General features: G+C 63.8%; 15 protein-coding genes. 5 read left to right on the top strand and 10 right to left on the bottom strand.

The window, feature by feature from the left end:
- Positions 1-11: 11 nt before the first annotated feature.
- Both JQ631_RS02630 and JQ631_RS02625 read right to left on the bottom strand, forming a co-directional pair.
- Positions 12-425 (bottom strand): hypothetical protein, encoded by a 414-nt coding sequence (locus JQ631_RS02630; protein ID WP_212323735.1) that lies wholly within the window; start codon positions 423-425, stop codon positions 12-14.
- The gene (locus JQ631_RS02625) at positions 422-685 is read right to left on the bottom strand and encodes a GlsB/YeaQ/YmgE family stress response membrane protein (protein ID WP_212323733.1); all 264 of its coding nucleotides are present in this window, start codon (positions 683-685) and stop codon (positions 422-424) included. Before JQ631_RS02625 ends, JQ631_RS02630 begins: the two co-directional genes overlap by 4 nt.
- A gap of 198 nt (positions 686-883) precedes the next feature.
- Here JQ631_RS02625 and JQ631_RS02620 point away from each other — a divergent pair, with 198 nt between their 5' ends.
- Both JQ631_RS02620 and JQ631_RS02615 read left to right on the top strand, forming a co-directional pair.
- Positions 884-1,789 carry a transglutaminase family protein gene (locus JQ631_RS02620; protein WP_212323731.1) on the top strand — a complete coding sequence of 302 codons (906 nt, stop codon included), beginning with the start codon at positions 884-886 and terminating at the stop codon, positions 1,787-1,789.
- 33 nt (positions 1,790-1,822) lie between these two features.
- The gene (locus JQ631_RS02615) at positions 1,823-2,653 is read left to right on the top strand and encodes a potassium channel family protein (protein ID WP_212323729.1); all 831 of its coding nucleotides are present in this window, start codon (positions 1,823-1,825) and stop codon (positions 2,651-2,653) included.
- A gap of 64 nt (positions 2,654-2,717) precedes the next feature.
- On the opposite strand, the gene JQ631_RS02610 is transcribed toward JQ631_RS02615, so the two are convergent.
- A complete protein-coding gene (locus JQ631_RS02610; protein WP_212323724.1) occupies positions 2,718-3,542 on the bottom strand; it encodes an NAD-dependent epimerase/dehydratase family protein in 825 nt (274 codons plus the stop codon).
- Between the two features lie 89 nt (positions 3,543-3,631).
- On the opposite strand from JQ631_RS02610, the gene JQ631_RS02605 reads away from it, so the two are divergent.
- Positions 3,632-4,609 (top strand): SMP-30/gluconolactonase/LRE family protein, encoded by a 978-nt coding sequence (locus JQ631_RS02605; RefSeq protein WP_212323722.1) that lies wholly within the window; start codon positions 3,632-3,634, stop codon positions 4,607-4,609.
- Between the two features lie 176 nt (positions 4,610-4,785).
- Here JQ631_RS02605 and JQ631_RS02600 read toward each other — a convergent pair whose 3' ends face one another.
- Both JQ631_RS02600 and JQ631_RS02595 read right to left on the bottom strand, forming a co-directional pair.
- Positions 4,786-6,216, bottom strand: coding sequence for an aldehyde dehydrogenase family protein (locus JQ631_RS02600; RefSeq protein ID WP_212323720.1), 1,431 nt, complete (start codon positions 6,214-6,216; stop codon positions 4,786-4,788).
- 190 nt (positions 6,217-6,406) lie between these two features.
- Positions 6,407-8,770, bottom strand: a complete 2,364-nt coding sequence (locus tag JQ631_RS02595) for a thiamine pyrophosphate-binding protein (RefSeq protein WP_212323718.1) — start codon at positions 8,768-8,770, stop codon at positions 6,407-6,409.
- A 134-nt stretch (positions 8,771-8,904) separates the two neighbouring features.
- Between JQ631_RS02595 and JQ631_RS02590 the strand changes: the two genes are divergently transcribed.
- Both JQ631_RS02590 and ppk2 read left to right on the top strand, forming a co-directional pair.
- On the top strand, positions 8,905-9,366 hold the full coding sequence (locus JQ631_RS02590; RefSeq protein ID WP_212323716.1) for an Lrp/AsnC family transcriptional regulator: 462 nt from the start codon (positions 8,905-8,907) through the stop codon (positions 9,364-9,366).
- Between the two features lie 87 nt (positions 9,367-9,453).
- On the top strand, positions 9,454-10,374 hold the full coding sequence (gene ppk2, locus JQ631_RS02585) for a polyphosphate kinase 2 (RefSeq protein WP_212323714.1): 921 nt from the start codon (positions 9,454-9,456) through the stop codon (positions 10,372-10,374).
- Positions 10,375-10,478: 104 nt separating this feature from the next.
- On the opposite strand, the gene JQ631_RS02580 is transcribed toward ppk2, so the two are convergent.
- The 5 genes from JQ631_RS02580 to JQ631_RS02560 all read right to left on the bottom strand — a co-directional run bounded on the left by JQ631_RS02580 (position 10,479) and on the right by JQ631_RS02560 (position 17,393).
- Positions 10,479-11,558, bottom strand: a complete 1,080-nt coding sequence (locus JQ631_RS02580; RefSeq protein ID WP_212323712.1) for a zinc-binding dehydrogenase — start codon at positions 11,556-11,558, stop codon at positions 10,479-10,481.
- A 60-nt stretch (positions 11,559-11,618) separates the two neighbouring features.
- Complete coding sequence (locus JQ631_RS02575; protein ID WP_212328463.1) at positions 11,619-12,560, bottom strand: DMT family transporter; 942 nt, start codon at positions 12,558-12,560, stop codon at positions 11,619-11,621.
- A 188-nt stretch (positions 12,561-12,748) separates the two neighbouring features.
- Positions 12,749-13,588, bottom strand: a complete 840-nt coding sequence (locus tag JQ631_RS02570) for an aldo/keto reductase (RefSeq protein WP_212323710.1) — start codon at positions 13,586-13,588, stop codon at positions 12,749-12,751.
- Positions 13,589-13,596: 8 nt separating this feature from the next.
- Entirely contained in the window at positions 13,597-14,493 is an 897-nt protein-coding gene (locus JQ631_RS02565) for an SMP-30/gluconolactonase/LRE family protein (RefSeq protein ID WP_212328462.1), read from the bottom strand.
- A 194-nt stretch (positions 14,494-14,687) separates the two neighbouring features.
- A complete protein-coding gene (locus JQ631_RS02560; protein WP_212323708.1) occupies positions 14,688-17,393 on the bottom strand; it encodes a nitrate reductase in 2,706 nt (901 codons plus the stop codon).

The raw sequence follows: 17,393 nt of genomic DNA, 5'->3' as shown, positions 1-17,393 counted from the left end.
CCCGAAGCCGGTCAGTATCGCCTCAGCAGGCCGCGATCGACACTGGCATCGCCATAGTCGGCGCAGGCCCCTTTCGGATCTCTGATCAAATCCGTCAGCACGCGCTTGACCGTCTTGCTGGCCGCCTCGAATACCTCGGGGCGAAACTTGCCGGGATCATAGCTCTCTCCGTCGTGAGCCTTGATCGCCGCCGAATAGGCGTCGATCATCGCCATCGCCGCATTGGGGCTGCCAAGCAGCCGGGCGCCGAGTTGAACGCCGCCCGCACCATCGGCCTCGTAGCCGACGCAGCGTTGTTCGAGCACCGCGGATGCGGTGACGAGCTGGTCGAGGAACGTTGCCTCGGCATTGCTGAGCGTCGCGGCGCGCGACGGCCCTGATGCGATGATCGCGAGCATCGCGAAAGGTGGCAGCGCGATCTTCAAGCGCGCCCCTGGCGACCGAGGACAAGCCCGTACACAAACAGAAGGATGATCGCGCCGACAACACTGCCGATGAAGCCCGCGCCTTCGCCGAACCGATACCATCCGACGGCCTGGCCGAGCCAGGTCGCAACGAACGCGCCGATAATTCCCAGAACCGTCGTCAAAATGAAGCCTTTGGGCTCGGCCTTGTCGCCGGGCATGATGAACTTGGCGACCAGTCCAACGATAAATCCGATGATGATCGTCCAAAGGATACCCATGTCCATCGCTCCAATCGGTCAATTCGCGCATCAACGCCTGAAGGAAACTGTCCTCGCCTGAGGTGAGCCGGACGATCGCGGGGCCATGTTGATCTAGATCAAATCGGCAAAAACGAGCGAATTGAATGCTGGCGTCGTTGTCGAGGCGCACCCTGTCAGCCAGCGGCGCAATGCGGGGGCCTCGACGCGGGGCACTGCATGGCGATCATTGGCGAGATCACCCACACGACGACCTACCGCTATGCAAAGCCGGTGACGTTCGGCACGCACCGGGCGATGTTTCTTCCGCGGCGCGGCGCCTCGACCCGGCTGCTACGCTGGTCCGCTCATACCAACCTGGCATCCAAGGTGCATTGGGTCACCGACTCCCGCTCCAATGCCGTCACGGTGATGGACTTCACCGAGCCCGGCAGCGAGCTGACATTCACGTTCAGGGTTCGCGGTCTGTATTTCGGCATCAAGGGCCTGGAGTCCTTTCCGCTGGAGTCCCGAGCTGAGATCGTCCCCGTGCAGTACACACCGGACGAGTGGACTGACCTTTCCGGCTACCTGCGTCCGCATACCGACGACCTCGACGGGACTCATGCAACATGGACCAAGAGCTTTGTTGCGGGCGATCAGGACCAGACCGCCGACGTGCTGCGCCGAATGCTGGCGCAGTTTCGCAGCGAGTTCAAATATCGCAGCAGGGATACGGAAGGCACGCAGTCGCCGGGCGAAACGCTGCGAACCAAATCGGGGACCTGTCGGGACTTCGCCTGGTTGATGATCGAGACGCTGCGCCGGCTCGGCTTCGCGGCCCGGTTCGTAAGCGGCTATCTCTACGACGCCACGCTTGATGGCGGCGCGGTGGGCATGACGGGCTCTGGCTCGACTCACGCATGGGTGCAGGTGTTCCTCCCCGGCGCCGGCTGGCTCGACTATGATCCGACCAACAGTCTCAACGCCGGTTTCGATCTCATCCCGGTGGCCATCGCGCGACATCCGGGCCAGGCCGTGCCGCTGGCCGGCTCATGGTTCGGCGATTCCGGCGACTATGTCGGCATGTCGATCAATGTCGCCGTTCGCAAGGTCGGCGAAATGCTCGATCCTTCGGAGGGATAGGCTGCCGACGGGTACGAACGGCGACCGCTGACCATGATGGTTCATCGCAACAACACAAAGGGACACGGGCTGTCCGAGGCCATCGCCGGTCCGTTCGAGATCCTGAAGGGCAGGACCCGGCAACTCTACGAAGGCGACACGTTCGGCTGCATCAAATTCCGATACGCTCTGCTTCTGCTCGATATCGTCACGGTGCTGTTCATCATCGCAACGTCATTCCTGCCGCGCAACGTGGCTGTCGAGACACTCGATGTCGTGTTCGGCGTGTTGATCCTCGCGGATTTCGCTGCACGGATGATCATCAGCCGTCAGCCGCTGCATGACCTCGCGCGGCTCTCGACCTGGACCGACATCGTCGTCATCATTTCGTTCCTGGCGCCGCTCGCGGGAGAAGCCGGTGGCTTTCTGCGTGCCTTTCGAACGTTGCGACTGCTGCGCGACTACAGAATGCTGGCGCGCTTGCGGATCGACAGCGCCTTCTTTCGACGGAATGAAGAGGTCGTCTTTGCCGTCGCGAATCTCGGCGTGTTCATCTTCGTGATGACGGGCGTCGTCTATGAGACGCAGAAGTCCCACAACCACCAGATCGCCAACTATGCCGACGCGCTCTACTTCACGGTCACCGCACTGACCACGACCGGTTTCGGCGACATCACTTTGCCCGGCACCGTCGGGCGCCTGATCACCGTCGTCATCATGATCTTTGGCGTGACACTGTTCCTGAATCTGGCCAAGGCTCTCCTCGCGCCCTCCAAGGTGCGCTTCCCATGCCCGGTGTGCGCCCTACAGCGCCATGATGTCGACGCGGTGCATTGCAAGGCCTGCGGGACCATCTTGAACATTCCCGACGAAGGCATGGACTAGGCTAACGCTCCAGCACGGGCGCCGGCGAGCCCCTCACTCTGCACGCAAGGGGTGCACCATGTTCCTACCGCTTATTCCAATCGATGATCCGGCTCTCATCGCCGTCGAACTCGTTGCTGCAGAACGCGCCGCCCTGGTAGTGGTCGCCGACCGGATCGGGCTTCAGCTTGGCCTGCTCGGCCATCGCATGCGCCACGTGATCCTCGGAGCGGCCGGTGGGCCGATAACCGAATTCGTAGGCGCGGTGGTTGTCCCACCAGGCGCGCTCGTTCAGCGAGACGCCATAGAACACCTCGAAATGGATGTCGGGGTGCTCGAGCCCGATCTGGCAAAGCTGCACCAGATCTTCCGGCTTCAGCCAGATCGAGATCCGGCGAAGGTCCAGCGGCACGTCGCCGAAATTGCCGATGCGCAAGCAAGTCACTTTCAAGCCGTGCTTGTCGGCGTAGAGCGCGCCGAGTGCTTCGCCGAACACCTTGCTGACGCCGTAACGGCCGTCCGGGCGCGCGGTGACGTCGGTGTCGATCCTGCGGTGGCGAGGATAGAAGCCGACGGCGTGGTTCGAGGACGCGAACACGACGCGCTTGACGCCCTTGCGGTACGCCGCCTCGAACAGATTATAGCCGCCGATGATGTTGGCCTGGAGAATGTCGTCCCAGGGCCCCTCGACTGAATAGCCGCCGAAATGGAGGATGCCGTCGACGCCCTCGCAGATCGCTTCGCATTGCGCCAGATCGGACAGATCGGCCGCCTTGAACTGCTCGTTGGGCCCGAGATCGGCTGGCGGGCGGATGTCGCTGAGCAGGAGGTCCGGATAGATCGACGGCAGCAATTTCCGCAGGCGCGTTCCGATCCCGCCCGAAGCTCCCGTCATCAAGATGCGCGACATGTCTTTCCTCGTATGTGGTGACCGATTTGCCGTCACGTGTCTCTAATGATAGCTGGATTGTCCAGAGGGAACGAAACGAGAGAACCGACATGAATGAGGCATCGTCCCACCCCCAGGAGCGGCCAGGCTGGCGGCCGGCGACCTATTACCCCGATCCGGCTATTCACGCCCTTGATCCCCGCTTCGAAAAATACTGGTTGAAACTCTCGGCGGTGGAGCGGCTGGCGACCGGCCTGCGCTGGGCCGAGGGGCCGGTGTGGTTCGGCGACGGGCGCTATCTCTTGTGCAGCGACATCCCGAACCAGCGCATCATCAAATGGGAGGAAGAGACCGGCGCGGTCTCGAACTTCCGGAAACCCTCCAATTTCGCCAACGGCAACACCAGGGATCGCCAGGGCCGGCTGGTCACCTGCGAGCACGGCGGCCGTCGCGTCACCCGCACCGAACATGACGGCGAGATCACCGTGCTGATGGATCAATTCAACGGCAAGCGGTTGAACTCGCCGAACGATGTCGTTGTCAAATCGGACGGCTCGATCTGGTTCACCGATCCGACCTTCGGCCTGCTCGGCAATTACGAGGGCTACAAGGCGGAGCCCGAGATCGACATGAACGTCTACAGGCTCGACCCGGAGACGCGCAAAGCCACCGTCGTCGCCGAGGGTGTGCTCGGGCCGAACGGGCTCGCCTTCTCGCCGGACGAGAAAATCCTCTACGTCATCGAATCCCGCGGCGTGCCCACCCGCAAAATTCTCGCTTATGACGTCTCGCCTTCCGGTGACAAGCTTTCGAACAAGCGCGTCTTCGTCGATGCCGGTCCCGGCACGCCCGACGGTTTCCGCGTCGACATCGACGGCAATCTCTGGTGCGGCTGGGGCATGGGCGATCCCGAGCTCGACGGCGTCGTGGTGTTCGCACCCGACGGCGTCATGATCGGGCGTATCGCATTGCCCGAGCGCTGCGCCAATCTCTGCTTCGGGGGCGTCAAGCGTAACCGCCTGTTCATGGCGGCGAGCCAGTCGATCTACGCGCTGTATGTGAATACGCAGGGCGCGGTGGGGGGATAGTCTCTCCACCGTCATTGCGAGGAGCTCTTGCGACGAAGCAATCCAGACTGTGCCCATGGAGGGATTCTGGATTGCTTCGCTTCGCTCGCAATGACGAGGAGGTGACAGTGTCGTCACAAACAAAAAACGCCGGAGCGGTTTCCCGCTCCGGCGTCATTCTGTTCAGGCGCTAAAACTTACGCCGCGTTGAAGCCGGCGACGGCCTTCACTTCGAGGAAGTCCTCGAGGCCGTACTTGCCCCACTCGCGGCCGTTGCCCGACTGCTTGTAGCCGCCGAACGGCGCAGTGCGGTCATTCGGCACGCCCTGGAGGTTGACGTTGCCGGCGCGGATCTGGCGACCGACGCGCTTGGCGTCCTCGACCGACGCGCCGGTGACGTAGCCGGCGAGGCCGTAGGGTGTGTCGTTGGCGATGTGCACGGCCTCGGCTTCGTCCTTGGCGCCGATGATGGTCAGCACCGGTCCGAAGATTTCTTCGCGCGCGATCGTCATGTCGGGGGTGACGTCGGCGAAGATGGTCGGGCGGACGTAGAAGCCCTTGTTGACGCCTTCGGGAAGGCCCGGGCCGCCGGCGACGAGCGTTGCGCCCTCGTCGATGCCCTTCTTGATCAGGCCCTGGATCTTGTCCCACTGGCCACGGTTGACGACCGGACCGATGGTGGTGCCTTCGGCACGGGGATCGCCAGCCTTGGTCTTGTCGGCAACGGCCTTCGCGATCGCGGCGACTTCCTTCATCTTCGCGGCCGGCACGATCATGCGCGAGGGCGCGTTGCAGGACTGGCCGGAGTTGTTGAACATGTGCATCACGCCGCCGGTCACCGCCTTCGCGAGGTCAGCGCCTTCGAGGATGACGTTCGGCGACTTGCCGCCGAGTTCCTGGCTGACGCGCTTCACGGTCGGTGCCGCGCGCTTGGCGACATCGATGCCGGCGCGGGTCGAGCCGGTGAAGGAGATCATGTCGATGTCGGGATGCTCGCTCATGGCGGCGCCGACCTCGGGGCCGAGGCCGTTGACGAGATTGAACACGCCCTTCGGCACGCCGGCTTCATGGAGGATTTCCGCGAAGATCAAAGCCGAGGTCGGGGTGAACTCCGACGGCTTCAGGATCATCGTGCAGCCGGCGGCAAGCGCGGGCGCGACCTTGCAGGCGATCTGGTTGAGCGGCCAGTTCCAGGGCGTGATCATGCCGACCACACCGACCGGCTCGCGCAGCACCATCGCGGTACCGACGGGCTCCTCGAAATGATAGTTCTTGAGCACGTCGAGCGTGGTCATGAGATGGCCGAGGCCGGCGCCGGCCTGGAGCTTCTCGGCCATCGGCAGCGGCGCGCCCATCTCGTCGGAGACGGCGGCACCGATCTCCTTGAGACGGCCCTTGTAGACCTCGATCACTTTCGTGAGCAGCGCGACGCGCTCGTCACGGCTGGTCTGGGAGAACGTCGCGAAGGCGCGCTTGGCGGCGGCAACCGCCTTGTCCACGTCGGCCTTGGAGCCCAGCGCAACGTCGTACATCGCCTCTTCCGTCGCCGGATTGACGACCGGAGTGGATTTCTTGACGGCCGGATCGACCCAGGCGCCGTCGATGTAGAATTGCATGCGATTGACCATCGTTAACCTCTTCTTGGGGGCTTGGGGGGCGTTTCGGCAGGCATCCTTGCACGAAAGCGCCAGCAATTGAACCCGCCATATGCGGGGCCAGCGTTGCGGCGGACGGAGGTTATATGAGCCGATGGCGGGAACGTGGCAAGGTGGCCCTGCCGTCATTCCGGCGCGCGCATTATCGCCCCGGTTACCCTGGTTACACCGCCATCTTGCGATGGACGATTGGCGCGCCGGTGGTGAGGCTTTCCGCCGCATCGATGATCGCATTGGCGTCGATGCCGTAGTGGCGATACAGGTCGGCGATGGTGCCGGTCTGGCCGAACTGCTCGACGCCGAGCGCCTCGACGCGGTTGCCCCGCACGCTGCCCAGCCAACCGAGCGCGGACGGATGACCGTCGATCACGGTCACGATGCCGCAGTCGCGCATCAACGGCGCCAGCAGTTTTTCGATGTGGCTGAGATGCTGCACGCCACGCCGGTCGCGCCGCAATTTTCGCGCGGCGGTCCAGCCCGCATGGAGACGGTCGGCCGAGGTGATCGCGAGCAGGCCGATGTCGCGCCTGTTCTCGCCGATGAAGCCGGTCGCCTCGATCGCCTCCGGCGCGACCGCGCCGGTATAGGCGATCACGAGTTCGGCATTGGGGCCGGGCTTGCGCAGCCAATAGGCGCCGTCGGTGATGCCCTGCTGCAGTTCAGGAGTCATGATGCGTTGCGCCTGCTCGATGCTACGCGTCGAGAGGCGCAAGTAAACCGAGCCGCCCTCGCCCGGATCGCGCTGCATGTGCTCGAAGCCCCAACCCATGATCACGGCCAGCTCGTCGACGAAAGCCGGCTCGAACGAGGCAAGTCCGTCCTGCGCCATGCCGATCAGCGGCGTTGCGATCGACTGATGCGCGCCGCCTTCGGGCGCGAGTGTGATGCCGGACGGCGTCGCCGCCACCATGAAACGCGCATCCTGGTAGCAGGCGTAGTTCAGCGCATCGAGGCCGCGCTCGATGAAGGGATCGTAGAGCGTGCCGACCGGCAACAACCGCGCGCCGTTGATCTGGTGCGACAGGCCGAGCGCCGAGAGCATGATGAACAGGTTCATCTCGGCGATGCCGAGCTCGAGATGCTGGCCCTTCGGCGAGAAGTCCCAGTTGAACGTGGATGGAATCTTCTCACTGCGGAATAAATCCGCCTTCTCACCGCGCGCGAACAGGCCGCGGCGGTTCACCCACGGACCGAGATTGGTCGAGACAGTGACGTCGGGCGAGGTCGTGACAATGCGCTTTGCGAGCTCGCTGTCGCCGCGCGCGATCTCGTTCAGCACGAGGCCAAAGCCCTGTTGCGTCGACATCTGCGGAGACGGCTTGAAGGCGAGTTGCTGAGGCACCTCGACGACCGGCGCAGTCAGCCTTCGGCCATCCTTGTTGAACGGCACGCGCGCGAGGAAGGCGTCGAGCTCGGCGGCGCCTTGCGTGAGTCCCTCGTATTTGTCCCATTCGTGGCCCGGTCGGATGCTCTGGCTCTCGCGATATTTCTCCATCTGCGCGACGGTCATCAGGCCGGCGTGGTTGTCCTTGTGGCCCTGGAACGGCAGGCCGACGCCCTTGATGGTGTAGGCGATGAAGCAGACCGGGCGATCGTGATCGACGGACTCGAACGCCTCGACCATGCTCGCCATGTCGTGGCCGCCGAGGTTAGACATCAGCGCCAGCAGTTCCTCGTCGCTGCGCTTGTCGATCAGCTTCGTGATCGGGCCCTGGTCGCCGATCTCGTCATGCAGATGCTTGCGGAAGGCGCCGCCGCCCTGGAAGCACAGCGCCGCGTAAAGTGCGTTCGGACAATTGTCGATCCAGGTCTTCAGCGCCTCGCCGCCTGCTTCCGCAAAGGCCTCACGCATCAGCCGGCCGTATTTCACGATCACCACGTCCCAGCCGAAATTGCGGAACACGGTCTCGAATTTTTCCCAGAGCCCTTCGCGCACGACGGCGTCGAGCGACTGCCTGTTATAGTCGACCACCCACCAGGTGTTGCGCAGTCCGTGCTTCCAGCCTTCGGCGAGCGCTTCGAAGATGTTGCCCTCGTCCATCTCGGCATCGCCGACCAGCGCGATCATCCGCCCTTCGCGGCGATCCTTCATCCAGCCATGCGCCTTGACGTAATCCTGCACCAGCGAGGCGAACAGCGTCTGCGCGACGCCGAGCCCGACCGAGCCGGTCGAGAAATCGACGTCGTCGACGTCCTTGGTGCGCGAGGGATAGGACTGCGCGCCCTTGAAGCCGCGGAAATTTTCCAGCTTCTCGCGGCTCTGCCGGCCGAACAGATACTGGATGGCATGGAACACCGGACTCGCATGCGGCTTCACCGCGACGCGATCTTCCGGGCGGAGCACGTGGAAATACAGCGCCGACATGATGGTCGCGAGCGAGGCCGAAGAGGCCTGATGGCCCCCGACCTTCAGTCCGTCCGTGTTCGACCTGATGTGGTTGGCGTGGTGGATGGTCCATGACGACAGCCACAGCGCCTTGCGAGCCAGCGCGGTCAGCGTGTCGAGACGGGCGGAATCAACGGGCATGGCAATGCTCCCGGAAAACTGGTCCGATGATGATACGCCTGCGGGCGGCGCCAAACTTCTCAATTTTTCGCGCCATACCTCCCGATATTGGGATAATTTACCAACATAGCCCACCAAACCCAGGTTCCATCCCAATGCCCGAGCTCGACGCCATCGACCGCAAAATCCTCAGCTACCTCCAGACCGACAGCCGCCTGACCATGCAGGAGCTCGCCGACAGGGTCGGGCTCTCGGTGTCGCCCTGCCACCGCCGGGTCAAGCTCCTGGAGGAGCGCGGCGTCATCTCGCGCTATATCGCGACCGTGGACCAGAAGGCACTTGGGCTGCATGTCAGCGTCTTCATCTCGATCAAGCTGGCGCGGCAGAAGGAGGAGGACCTCAATCGCTTCGCGCGCGCGATCTCGAAATGGGACGAGGTGCTGGAGTGCTACCTGATGACCGGCAACCGAGACTATCTCCTGCGCGTCGTCGCGGCCGACCTCGCCTCCTACGAGACCTTCCTCAAGACCAAGCTGACCCGGCTCGACGGTATCGCCTCGATCGAGTCGAGCTTTGCGCTCAGCCAGGTCAAATATTCGATCGCGCTGCCGGTGTGACGGCCCGGCCAACGGCCGGTGTCACATGGGCGCAATAAACCCCGCCGATGGTCAGGGCGACAGGCATTCCTGCCGAGGGAGAGACCCATGACTGCATCCGACCGCACCTCCCAGACCGCCAGGCGCGAGCGCATCATCCAGGAGATGGCCGACGACCTCGACGAGGAGCTGGAGATGGAGATGGATGACAGCAGGCTCGACGAGCTCCTGGACGAGACCGACGCCCTCGGCCCAACTGTCGACCGCAGGCTCTATTTCAGGGAGCTGCTTCGCCTCCAGGGCGAGCTGGTGAAGTTGCAGGACTGGGTGCAGAGCGAGAAGAAGAAGGTCGTGGTGCTGTTCGAGGGCCGCGACTCCGCCGGCAAGGGCGGCGTCATCAAGCGCATCACGCAGCGTCTCAATCCCCGCATCTGCCGCATCGCAGCGCTCCCCGCGCCGAGCGAGCGGGAGCGCACCCAATGGTACTTTCAGCGCTACGTGTCGCACCTGCCGGCCGGCGGCGAAATGGTGCTGTTCGACCGCAGCTGGTACAACCGCGCTGGCATCGAGCGCGTGATGGGCTTCTGCACCGACGAGCAGTACCAGGAATTCTTCAAGACCGTTCCCGAGTTCGAGCGGATGCTGATCCGCTCCGGCATCATCCTCGTCAAATACTGGTTCTCCATCACCGACGACGAGCAGCAATTCCGCTTCACCATGCGCATCAAGGATCCGCTCAAGCAGTGGAAGCTGAGCCCGATGGACGTCGAGGCGCGTAGCCGCTGGGAATCCTACACCAAGGCCAAGGAGACCATGCTGGAGCACACGCATCTGCCGGATTCACCGTGGTGGATCGTCGATGCCGTCGACAAGAAGCGCGCCCGCCTCAACTGCATCTCGCATCTGTTGACCCAGATCCCCTACCAGGACGTGACGCATGTGCCGGTGGTGCTACCGGCACGTGTACGCAATCCCGACTATCACCGCGGCCCGATCCCGCCGGAGATGTACGTGCCCTCGAAGTACTGACGGAGGCTTTGTAGGGTGGGCAAAGCGTAGCGTGCCCACCAGCGTTTGAATCGGGAGACATGGTGGGCACGGCGCTTTGCGCCTTTGCCCACCCTACGGCATCGTCACCGCCACGGCTGCACGATGATCTTGGTGTGCGCTTCGGGATTGGCGAGATCGGCGAAGGCCGTTGCGACGCCGTCGATACCCACTTCCGCCGTCACCATCGCCGCGGCATCCACCTGCCCGTCGGCGATCAGGCGCAGCGAGGCCGCAAACTCCTCCGGCGTGTAGCCGAGCACATACTGGACATTGAGCTCCTTCATGATGCCGAGCATGGGCTCGTTCTTGTCATTTTCCATGCAGACGCCGACCACGACGATTTTGGCGTCGCGCGGGGCTCCCTCAAACACCTGCTGGAGCAGGCCGGGCACGCCCACGCATTCGAAGATGACCGCAGATTTCAGCGCCGGCAGCATGGCCTGGAACGGCGGCCGCGCCGCTTTCTCCGCCGCCGACATCTGCGCGTGCTCGGCCCAGGTCGCATAGGGTTGCGATACCTTGGGATCGACGACGATATCGGCGCCGAGCTTTGCGGCGAGCGCGCGGCGCGCCGGCGAATAGTCGGCGGCGACGATCGGATGCAGGCCCTTGATCTTGAGCGCGGCGATCACGGCAAGCCCGACGGGGCCGCAGCCGATCACGAGCGGCACCTCGCCACCCCCGATATTTGCTTTCTCCACCGCATGAACGCCGACCGCGAGCGGTTCGGTCAGTGCGGCGTGTTCCGGCGCAAGGCCGTTCGGCACTTCCAGCAGCAGCGGCTCGCTGAGCAGCATCGCTTCCGCATAGCCGCCGACAAAGTCGTTGGAATAGCCGATGCCCTTGATCCCTTCCGGCGTCAGCAGTGCGGGCAGCGAGCACACATGCGTGCCCGGCTTGAGCTTGCGGGTAGTGCCAGGGCCATAATCCACGATCTCGCAGCAGAACTCGTGGCCGAAGACGACGTCGCGCGACAGGTCCATTGGCGTTCGCCCGGTCTTCTTCGCCATCTCCACCATCCGCGGCGCGTGCTGGCGCGCGTGCAGGTCGGAGCCGCAGATGCCGCAGGCGAGCGTCTTGACCAGCACCTGGCCGGGGCCGGGCTTCGGCTCCGCCATCTGACCGACGACTATCTCACCGTTCCTGAAAATCGCAGCGCGCATCCGGCTCCTCCCGTTACGTTGGAGCCATTGATAGCACGAAGACGAACGTCTGAACTTGCGTCAGGGGTTCGGAGAACGCGCTGCCTGCACCAGAAGCTGAGCGCGGCGGATGCGCTCGCGATGGGCGATATAGAGACCGCTGGCGACGATGAAGGCCGCGCCGGTGACGGTCCAGACGTCAGGCACTTCACCGAACAGGAAGAAGCCCAGGATACTGACCCACAGCAGCTGTGTGTAGGAGAACGGCGCCAGCACCGAGGCATCGCCGTAGCGATAGGCGAGCACGATGATCCACTGGCCGACCGTGGAGGCAACGCCGATCAGGATGCCGAACCCGATCGAGCTCCAGCTCGGCGTCACCCAGACGAACGGCACCATCAGGCTCATGATCGCAAAGCCCGTAAGCGCGGAGTAGGCCATGGTGGTGACCACGGCTTCGCGACCGCTCATCATGCGCGTCATGATCAATGCCGCAGCCCAGCAGAACGCAGAGACGATCGGAAAGAACGCGGCAACGTGAAACGCGCTCGACCCGGGACGTATGATGATGATCACGCCGATCAGGCCGATTGCGGTCGCAATCCAGCGGCGCATGCCGACCTTCTCGCTCAGGAAGATGATCGAGAGCGCGGTGACGAACAGCGGCGAGACGAAACCGGTGGCGGAGGCTTCCGCAATGGGGAGAAAGCTCAAGCCCGTGATGAAGAACAGCGAAGAGCCGAGCAGCGCTGTGCCGCGCATCAGCTGAAGGCCGAGACGCTCGGTGCGCATCGCGTGCAGCGGCGAGCCGGGCAGCATCACCGGCGTGAACATCAGCGCGAAGGTGGCCATGCGGATCCAGGTGATCTCGATCGACGGCAGGCTCGACGACAGATATTTCGAGGTGACGTCGGAGCAGCCGAGGAAGATCGTCGACAGCAGCACCAGCGCGATGCCCTTGAAGGGATGATCGACGCGTGCAGGCGCGCGGCGAGCCTCCTGCTTCTTCTCGGGCAAGGGCATAGGAATACTGTCGAGCCTTGCGGCTGCGGCGGGCGGCGGTGTCACTGTGGGAACCCGGCAAGAATGCGAATCGAGAACAGCCTATAAAAACGACAAATGCGCCGCTTTCACAACTTCCGAAAACAGGATGCCGATATGCACTCAGGTCCGCGCGCGTCAATACTCCATTAATAATGGGGGTTTGTGCCCTACAACATCGGCAGGCCGCGCGGCTTCGGACCGCGCGGAAACGCCGCATCCAGCGCCGAAATCTCCTCTTTCGTCAGCACGAGATCGCCGGCGGCAGCATTTTCGCCGGCGTGTTCCGCCGACGACGCCTTCGGGATCGCGAACACCGTAGTCGCACGGGTGATGAAGCTCAGCGCGACCTGACGCGGCGTCGCGCGACGCGTCTCTGCAATGCGCGCGAGCACGGCGCCACCCTTACTGCGCTCATCGGGAAAATCATCATGCCCGAACGGCGAATAGGCAACGACCGCAACATTGTGCCGCTCGCACCACGGGATCACCGCGTGCTCGATCGCACGTTCCTTGAGATGATAGAGCACTTGATTGCAAGCGATCTTGCCTTCGCCGGACACATCGAGAATCTCGTCGAGGTCGTCGGCGTCGAAATTCGAGACGCCCCACGATTTGATCTTGCCCGCCTTCACCAGCTCGTCGAACGCAGCGACGGTATCTTCGAGATCATACGATCCGCGCCAGTGTAGGAGATAGCAATCGAGATGATCCGTCTTCAGACGCTTCAGCGAGCGTTCACAGGCGGTAATGGTGCCGCGGCGCGAGGCATTGCTTGGCAGCACCTTTGAGACCAGGAAGACTTCATCGCGTCGGCCTGCAATCGCATCCGCGATGACGAGTTCGGCATCGCCATACATCTCGGCGGTGTCGATATGGGTCATGCCGAGATCAACCCCCCGCTGAAGCGCCGCGATCGCGCGCTTGCGGTCACCGTGGTCAAGATACCAGGTGCCCTGCCCGATGACGGAGACGTCAGTTCCGGTCTTGCCGAAGGGATGCTTGTTCATGCTGGTTCCTACAGTCCACCGATGTCAGCCACCAGCACGCTGCCGGTCGCAGACTCCGTGATATAGAGCCGATCCTTGTTCGCGCCACCAATCGCGACGTTGGTGCAGTTCGGTCCCGCGCATGACTTGATCCGCGCAATCAGCTCACCATTCGGGGCGAACACGAAGACATGGCCGAGCGAGGCGTGGCCGACGAACAGGCGGCCGGAAGCATCCATGGTCAGGCCGTCGGGACCCGAGGTGCCGAACAGCGAGCAGAACCGGCCGACCTTTGACACGCTGCCGTCCTTCATGAACGGCAGCCGCCACACCGCATTGTCGCGCGTCATAGCAACGAACAGCACCTTCTCGCTCGGATCGAGCACGAGCCCGTTCGGGCTGATGCCGGTGTCGATGAGACAATCGAGCCGGCCGGCCGCCGTCAGGCGATAGACGCGCCCGCTGGGATCATGCAGCCCGGTCTGCCCCTGATCGGTGAAAAAGATGTCGCCGTTGGAGGCAAGATGCAGATCGTTGCAGCCGCGGAACGATTCCGAATTTCGCGACGTCAGGATCGGCTTGATCCGTCCGGCTTTGGCGTCGAGCTCCATGACGCCGTGCATGTAGTCGGCGACCAGGATGCGACCGTCAGCCGCGATCTTCAGCCCATTCGGCCAGCCGTCATATTCGATCACGAGCGACCACACCCCATCAGGCGTGATGCGGAAAATGCGACCGAAGGGAATGTCGACGATATAGAGATTGCCGTCTTTGTCGAACGATGGCCCTTCGATGAAGCTATCTGTCGGCACGCCCGGCCGGTTGGCATCGGCCCAGTCCGTCCGCACGCCCTTGCGGCGGAACGTGTCGGGCATGGCGGAGAAGATTCTGGTTTCGATCAGGCGCGGCGGCGTTTCCAGGTACATCATGTTTTTATTGGTGTTGAGAGGGCAGCGCGCGGCACCATAAGGCACAATCGCGGGCGCGTCGATTGGGGCGGAGGGCATGGCTGAATTGAGGGCGTTGGGCGCGCCAGCGGCCTCTTATGGCTATCGCGCAGAACTACATCCACGCCGTCATTGCAAGCGCAGCGAAGCAATGACGTTGGAGGAAGTGGTCCCTACCTCGCAACCCCGGCGAGCTTCGCCTGCTTCGCCGGCACAACGTCCGTCGCCGCGATCAGGCGCTTCAACTCCGGGATGCAGGAGCCGCAATTGGTGCCGGCCTTGAGCCTTGCGCCGATCTCCGCGGCGGTTCGGGCGCCGCTCGCGATGGTGTCGCAGATGGCACCACGGCCGACGCCGAAGCAGGCGCAGACGATCGGGCCGGTCGATGCAGCACCTTCGCTGGACTTGCCCGACAGCAGCATGCGGCGCTGATCGTCGGTGACGTGATCGGCTGCGAACAGGCTCTTCACCACGTCCCAATCGCCGGCATCGTGCGCGGGGCCGACGAAAAGGCAGGTCTCGATGCGATCGCGCGAAAACGAGGCTGCGCGAAAAATCCCGCCGCCGACATCGCGGTAGTCGGCGACGTCCTCGCCTGCGAGACCATTGACCCAAGCCGGCCAGCGCGACAGATCTGCATTGTCTGCGAACAGATAGCCGAAACCGCCGGCAACCGTGACGCGGGTCCACAACACGCCGGGCGGCAGATCGAGCAGACGTCGCGACAGCGCAAAGCCGCGGAAGACATAGTCATAGGGCACAATCGCCGCCGGGGTCGCCTTCGATTCCGGCTGCCCGGAGAAGGGATCAGTGAACGGGGCGACCAGCGCGCCGACGCGACCGTGCGAGGCATTCATCGCGCTCCAGTGGATCGGCGCGAACAACGTACCGCGCTGCTGCCGCGCGCTGACGACGGCCTTGAGAATGCACCGGCCGTGATCGGTGGTGATGAGGGCATAGCCGTCATGGACGATGCCGTATTTGCCGGCATCATCAGGGTGAATCTCGACGAACGGCTCGGGCAGATGGGCACCAAGCCGCTGGCTCAGCCCCGTGCGCGTCATGGTGTGCCACTGGTCGCGGATGCGCCCGGTATTGAGCCGCAGGGGACGCGACGGCCCGGTCTCGCTGCGCAGCGCCGGCACCTCCGGCGCAACGAAGCGGCCCTTGCCGTCGTTGGTGAAGAAGCTGCCGCTCGCGAAGAAGCGTTCGCTTGGAGCCTCGCCTTCACGCGCGGGCCATTGCACCGGCTTTAGGGCGTCGAAGGCTTCGTCGGACAGCGACGTCAGCGCGCCGATGTCGAAATCGCGGCTGCCGTCGTTCTCGAATGCGGAGAGTGCGGCATGCTCGCGAAAGATCTCCGCAGCGGATTTGTAATTGAAGCTGTCGCCGAAGCCGAGGCGTTTGGCGGTCTCGCTCAGGATCCACCAGTCCGGCCGCGCCTCGCCTGGCGCCGGCAAAAATGACCGCTGGCGCGAGATGCGGCGCTCGGAATTGGTCACCGTGCCCGACTTCTCGCCCCAGGCCAGTGCCGGCAGCAGCACGTGCGGGTCGGCCTCGACCGTGTCATTGGAAAGCACGTTCTCGGAGACCACGAACAGCTCGAGCTTCTTCAGCGCCTCGCGCACGATATCGGCATCGGGCAGCGACACCGCGGGATTGGTGCCCATCACCCACAATGCCTTGACCTCGCCACGGTTGATCGCCTCGAACAGCTGCACCGCCTTCAGCCCTTCATGGGTGGCGATACGGGGCGCCTTCCAGAACCGCCTGACCCGGTCGATATCCGGCGGCGTGAAGCCCATATGCGCGGCGAGCTGATTGGCGAGGCCGCCAACCTCGCGGCCACCCATCGCATTGGGCTGGCCGGTAAGCGAGAACGGCGAGGCACCGAGCTTGCCGATCCGCCCCGTCGCAAGATGGCAATTCAGGATCGCATTGACCTTGTCGGTGCCCTGCGCAGACTGGTTGACGCCTTGTGAATACAACGTGACGACCCGCTCGGTGTCGCGGAACATCCTGAAGAAGGTGGCGACGTCCTGCTCGGAGAGGCCCGTCGCCAGCGCGGTCGCGGTGACGTTGCCGGCGATGTTGCGCGCGCGCGCCAGAGCATCGTCGAAGCCGGCCGTATTGTTCGCGATGTAATCCTGATCAAGCGCTCCGCTGTCGGCAAGATGCGCGAACAGGCCTGAGAACAGCGCGGTGTCGGTACCGGGCTTGAGGCCGAGGAAGAGATCGACGTCATCAGCGGTATCGGTGCGGCGCGGATCGATCACGATCATGCGCGCGCCGCGCTCCCCACGGTTCTTCAGCATGCGCTGGAACAGCACGGGATGGCACCATGCGGCATTGGAGCCGACAAGGACCAGCAGATCGGCCTGGTCGAGATCCTCGTAGCAGCCGGGCACGGTGTCGGCACCGAAGGCGCGGCGATGGCCGGCGACCGAAGACGACATGCAAAGCCGCGAATTGGTGTCGACATTCGCGGTGCCGATAAACCCCTTCATCAGCTTGTTGGCGACGTAGTAATCTTCGGTGAGGAGTTGACCGGAGAGATAGAACGCGACCGCGTCGGCGCCGTCACGCGCCACGATGTGCTGGATGCGATGAGCGACGTGGTCGAGCGCGTCGCTCCAGGCGACGCGCTCCAGCGCGCCCTTGCAGCGGATCATCGGGTAGAGCAGCCGGCCCTCGAGCCCGACGGTTTCGCCGAGCGCCGATCCCTTCGAGCACAGGCGACCGAAATTGGCGGGATGGTCAGGATCGCCGGCGATCGCCGCGCCGCCCGCGCCATCGGGCGTTGCGAGCACGCCACAGCCGACGCCGCAATAGGGACAGGTTGTCTTGATCGCGCGCAACGCCGGGTCGATCGCCGTCAT

The sequence above is a fragment of the Bradyrhizobium manausense genome, assembly GCF_018131105.1.
Lineage (GTDB): Bacteria > Pseudomonadota > Alphaproteobacteria > Rhizobiales > Xanthobacteraceae > Bradyrhizobium > Bradyrhizobium manausense_B.
The sequence above is the reverse complement of the archived record's forward strand: the minus strand, read 5'-3'. Positions and strand labels throughout refer to the sequence as shown.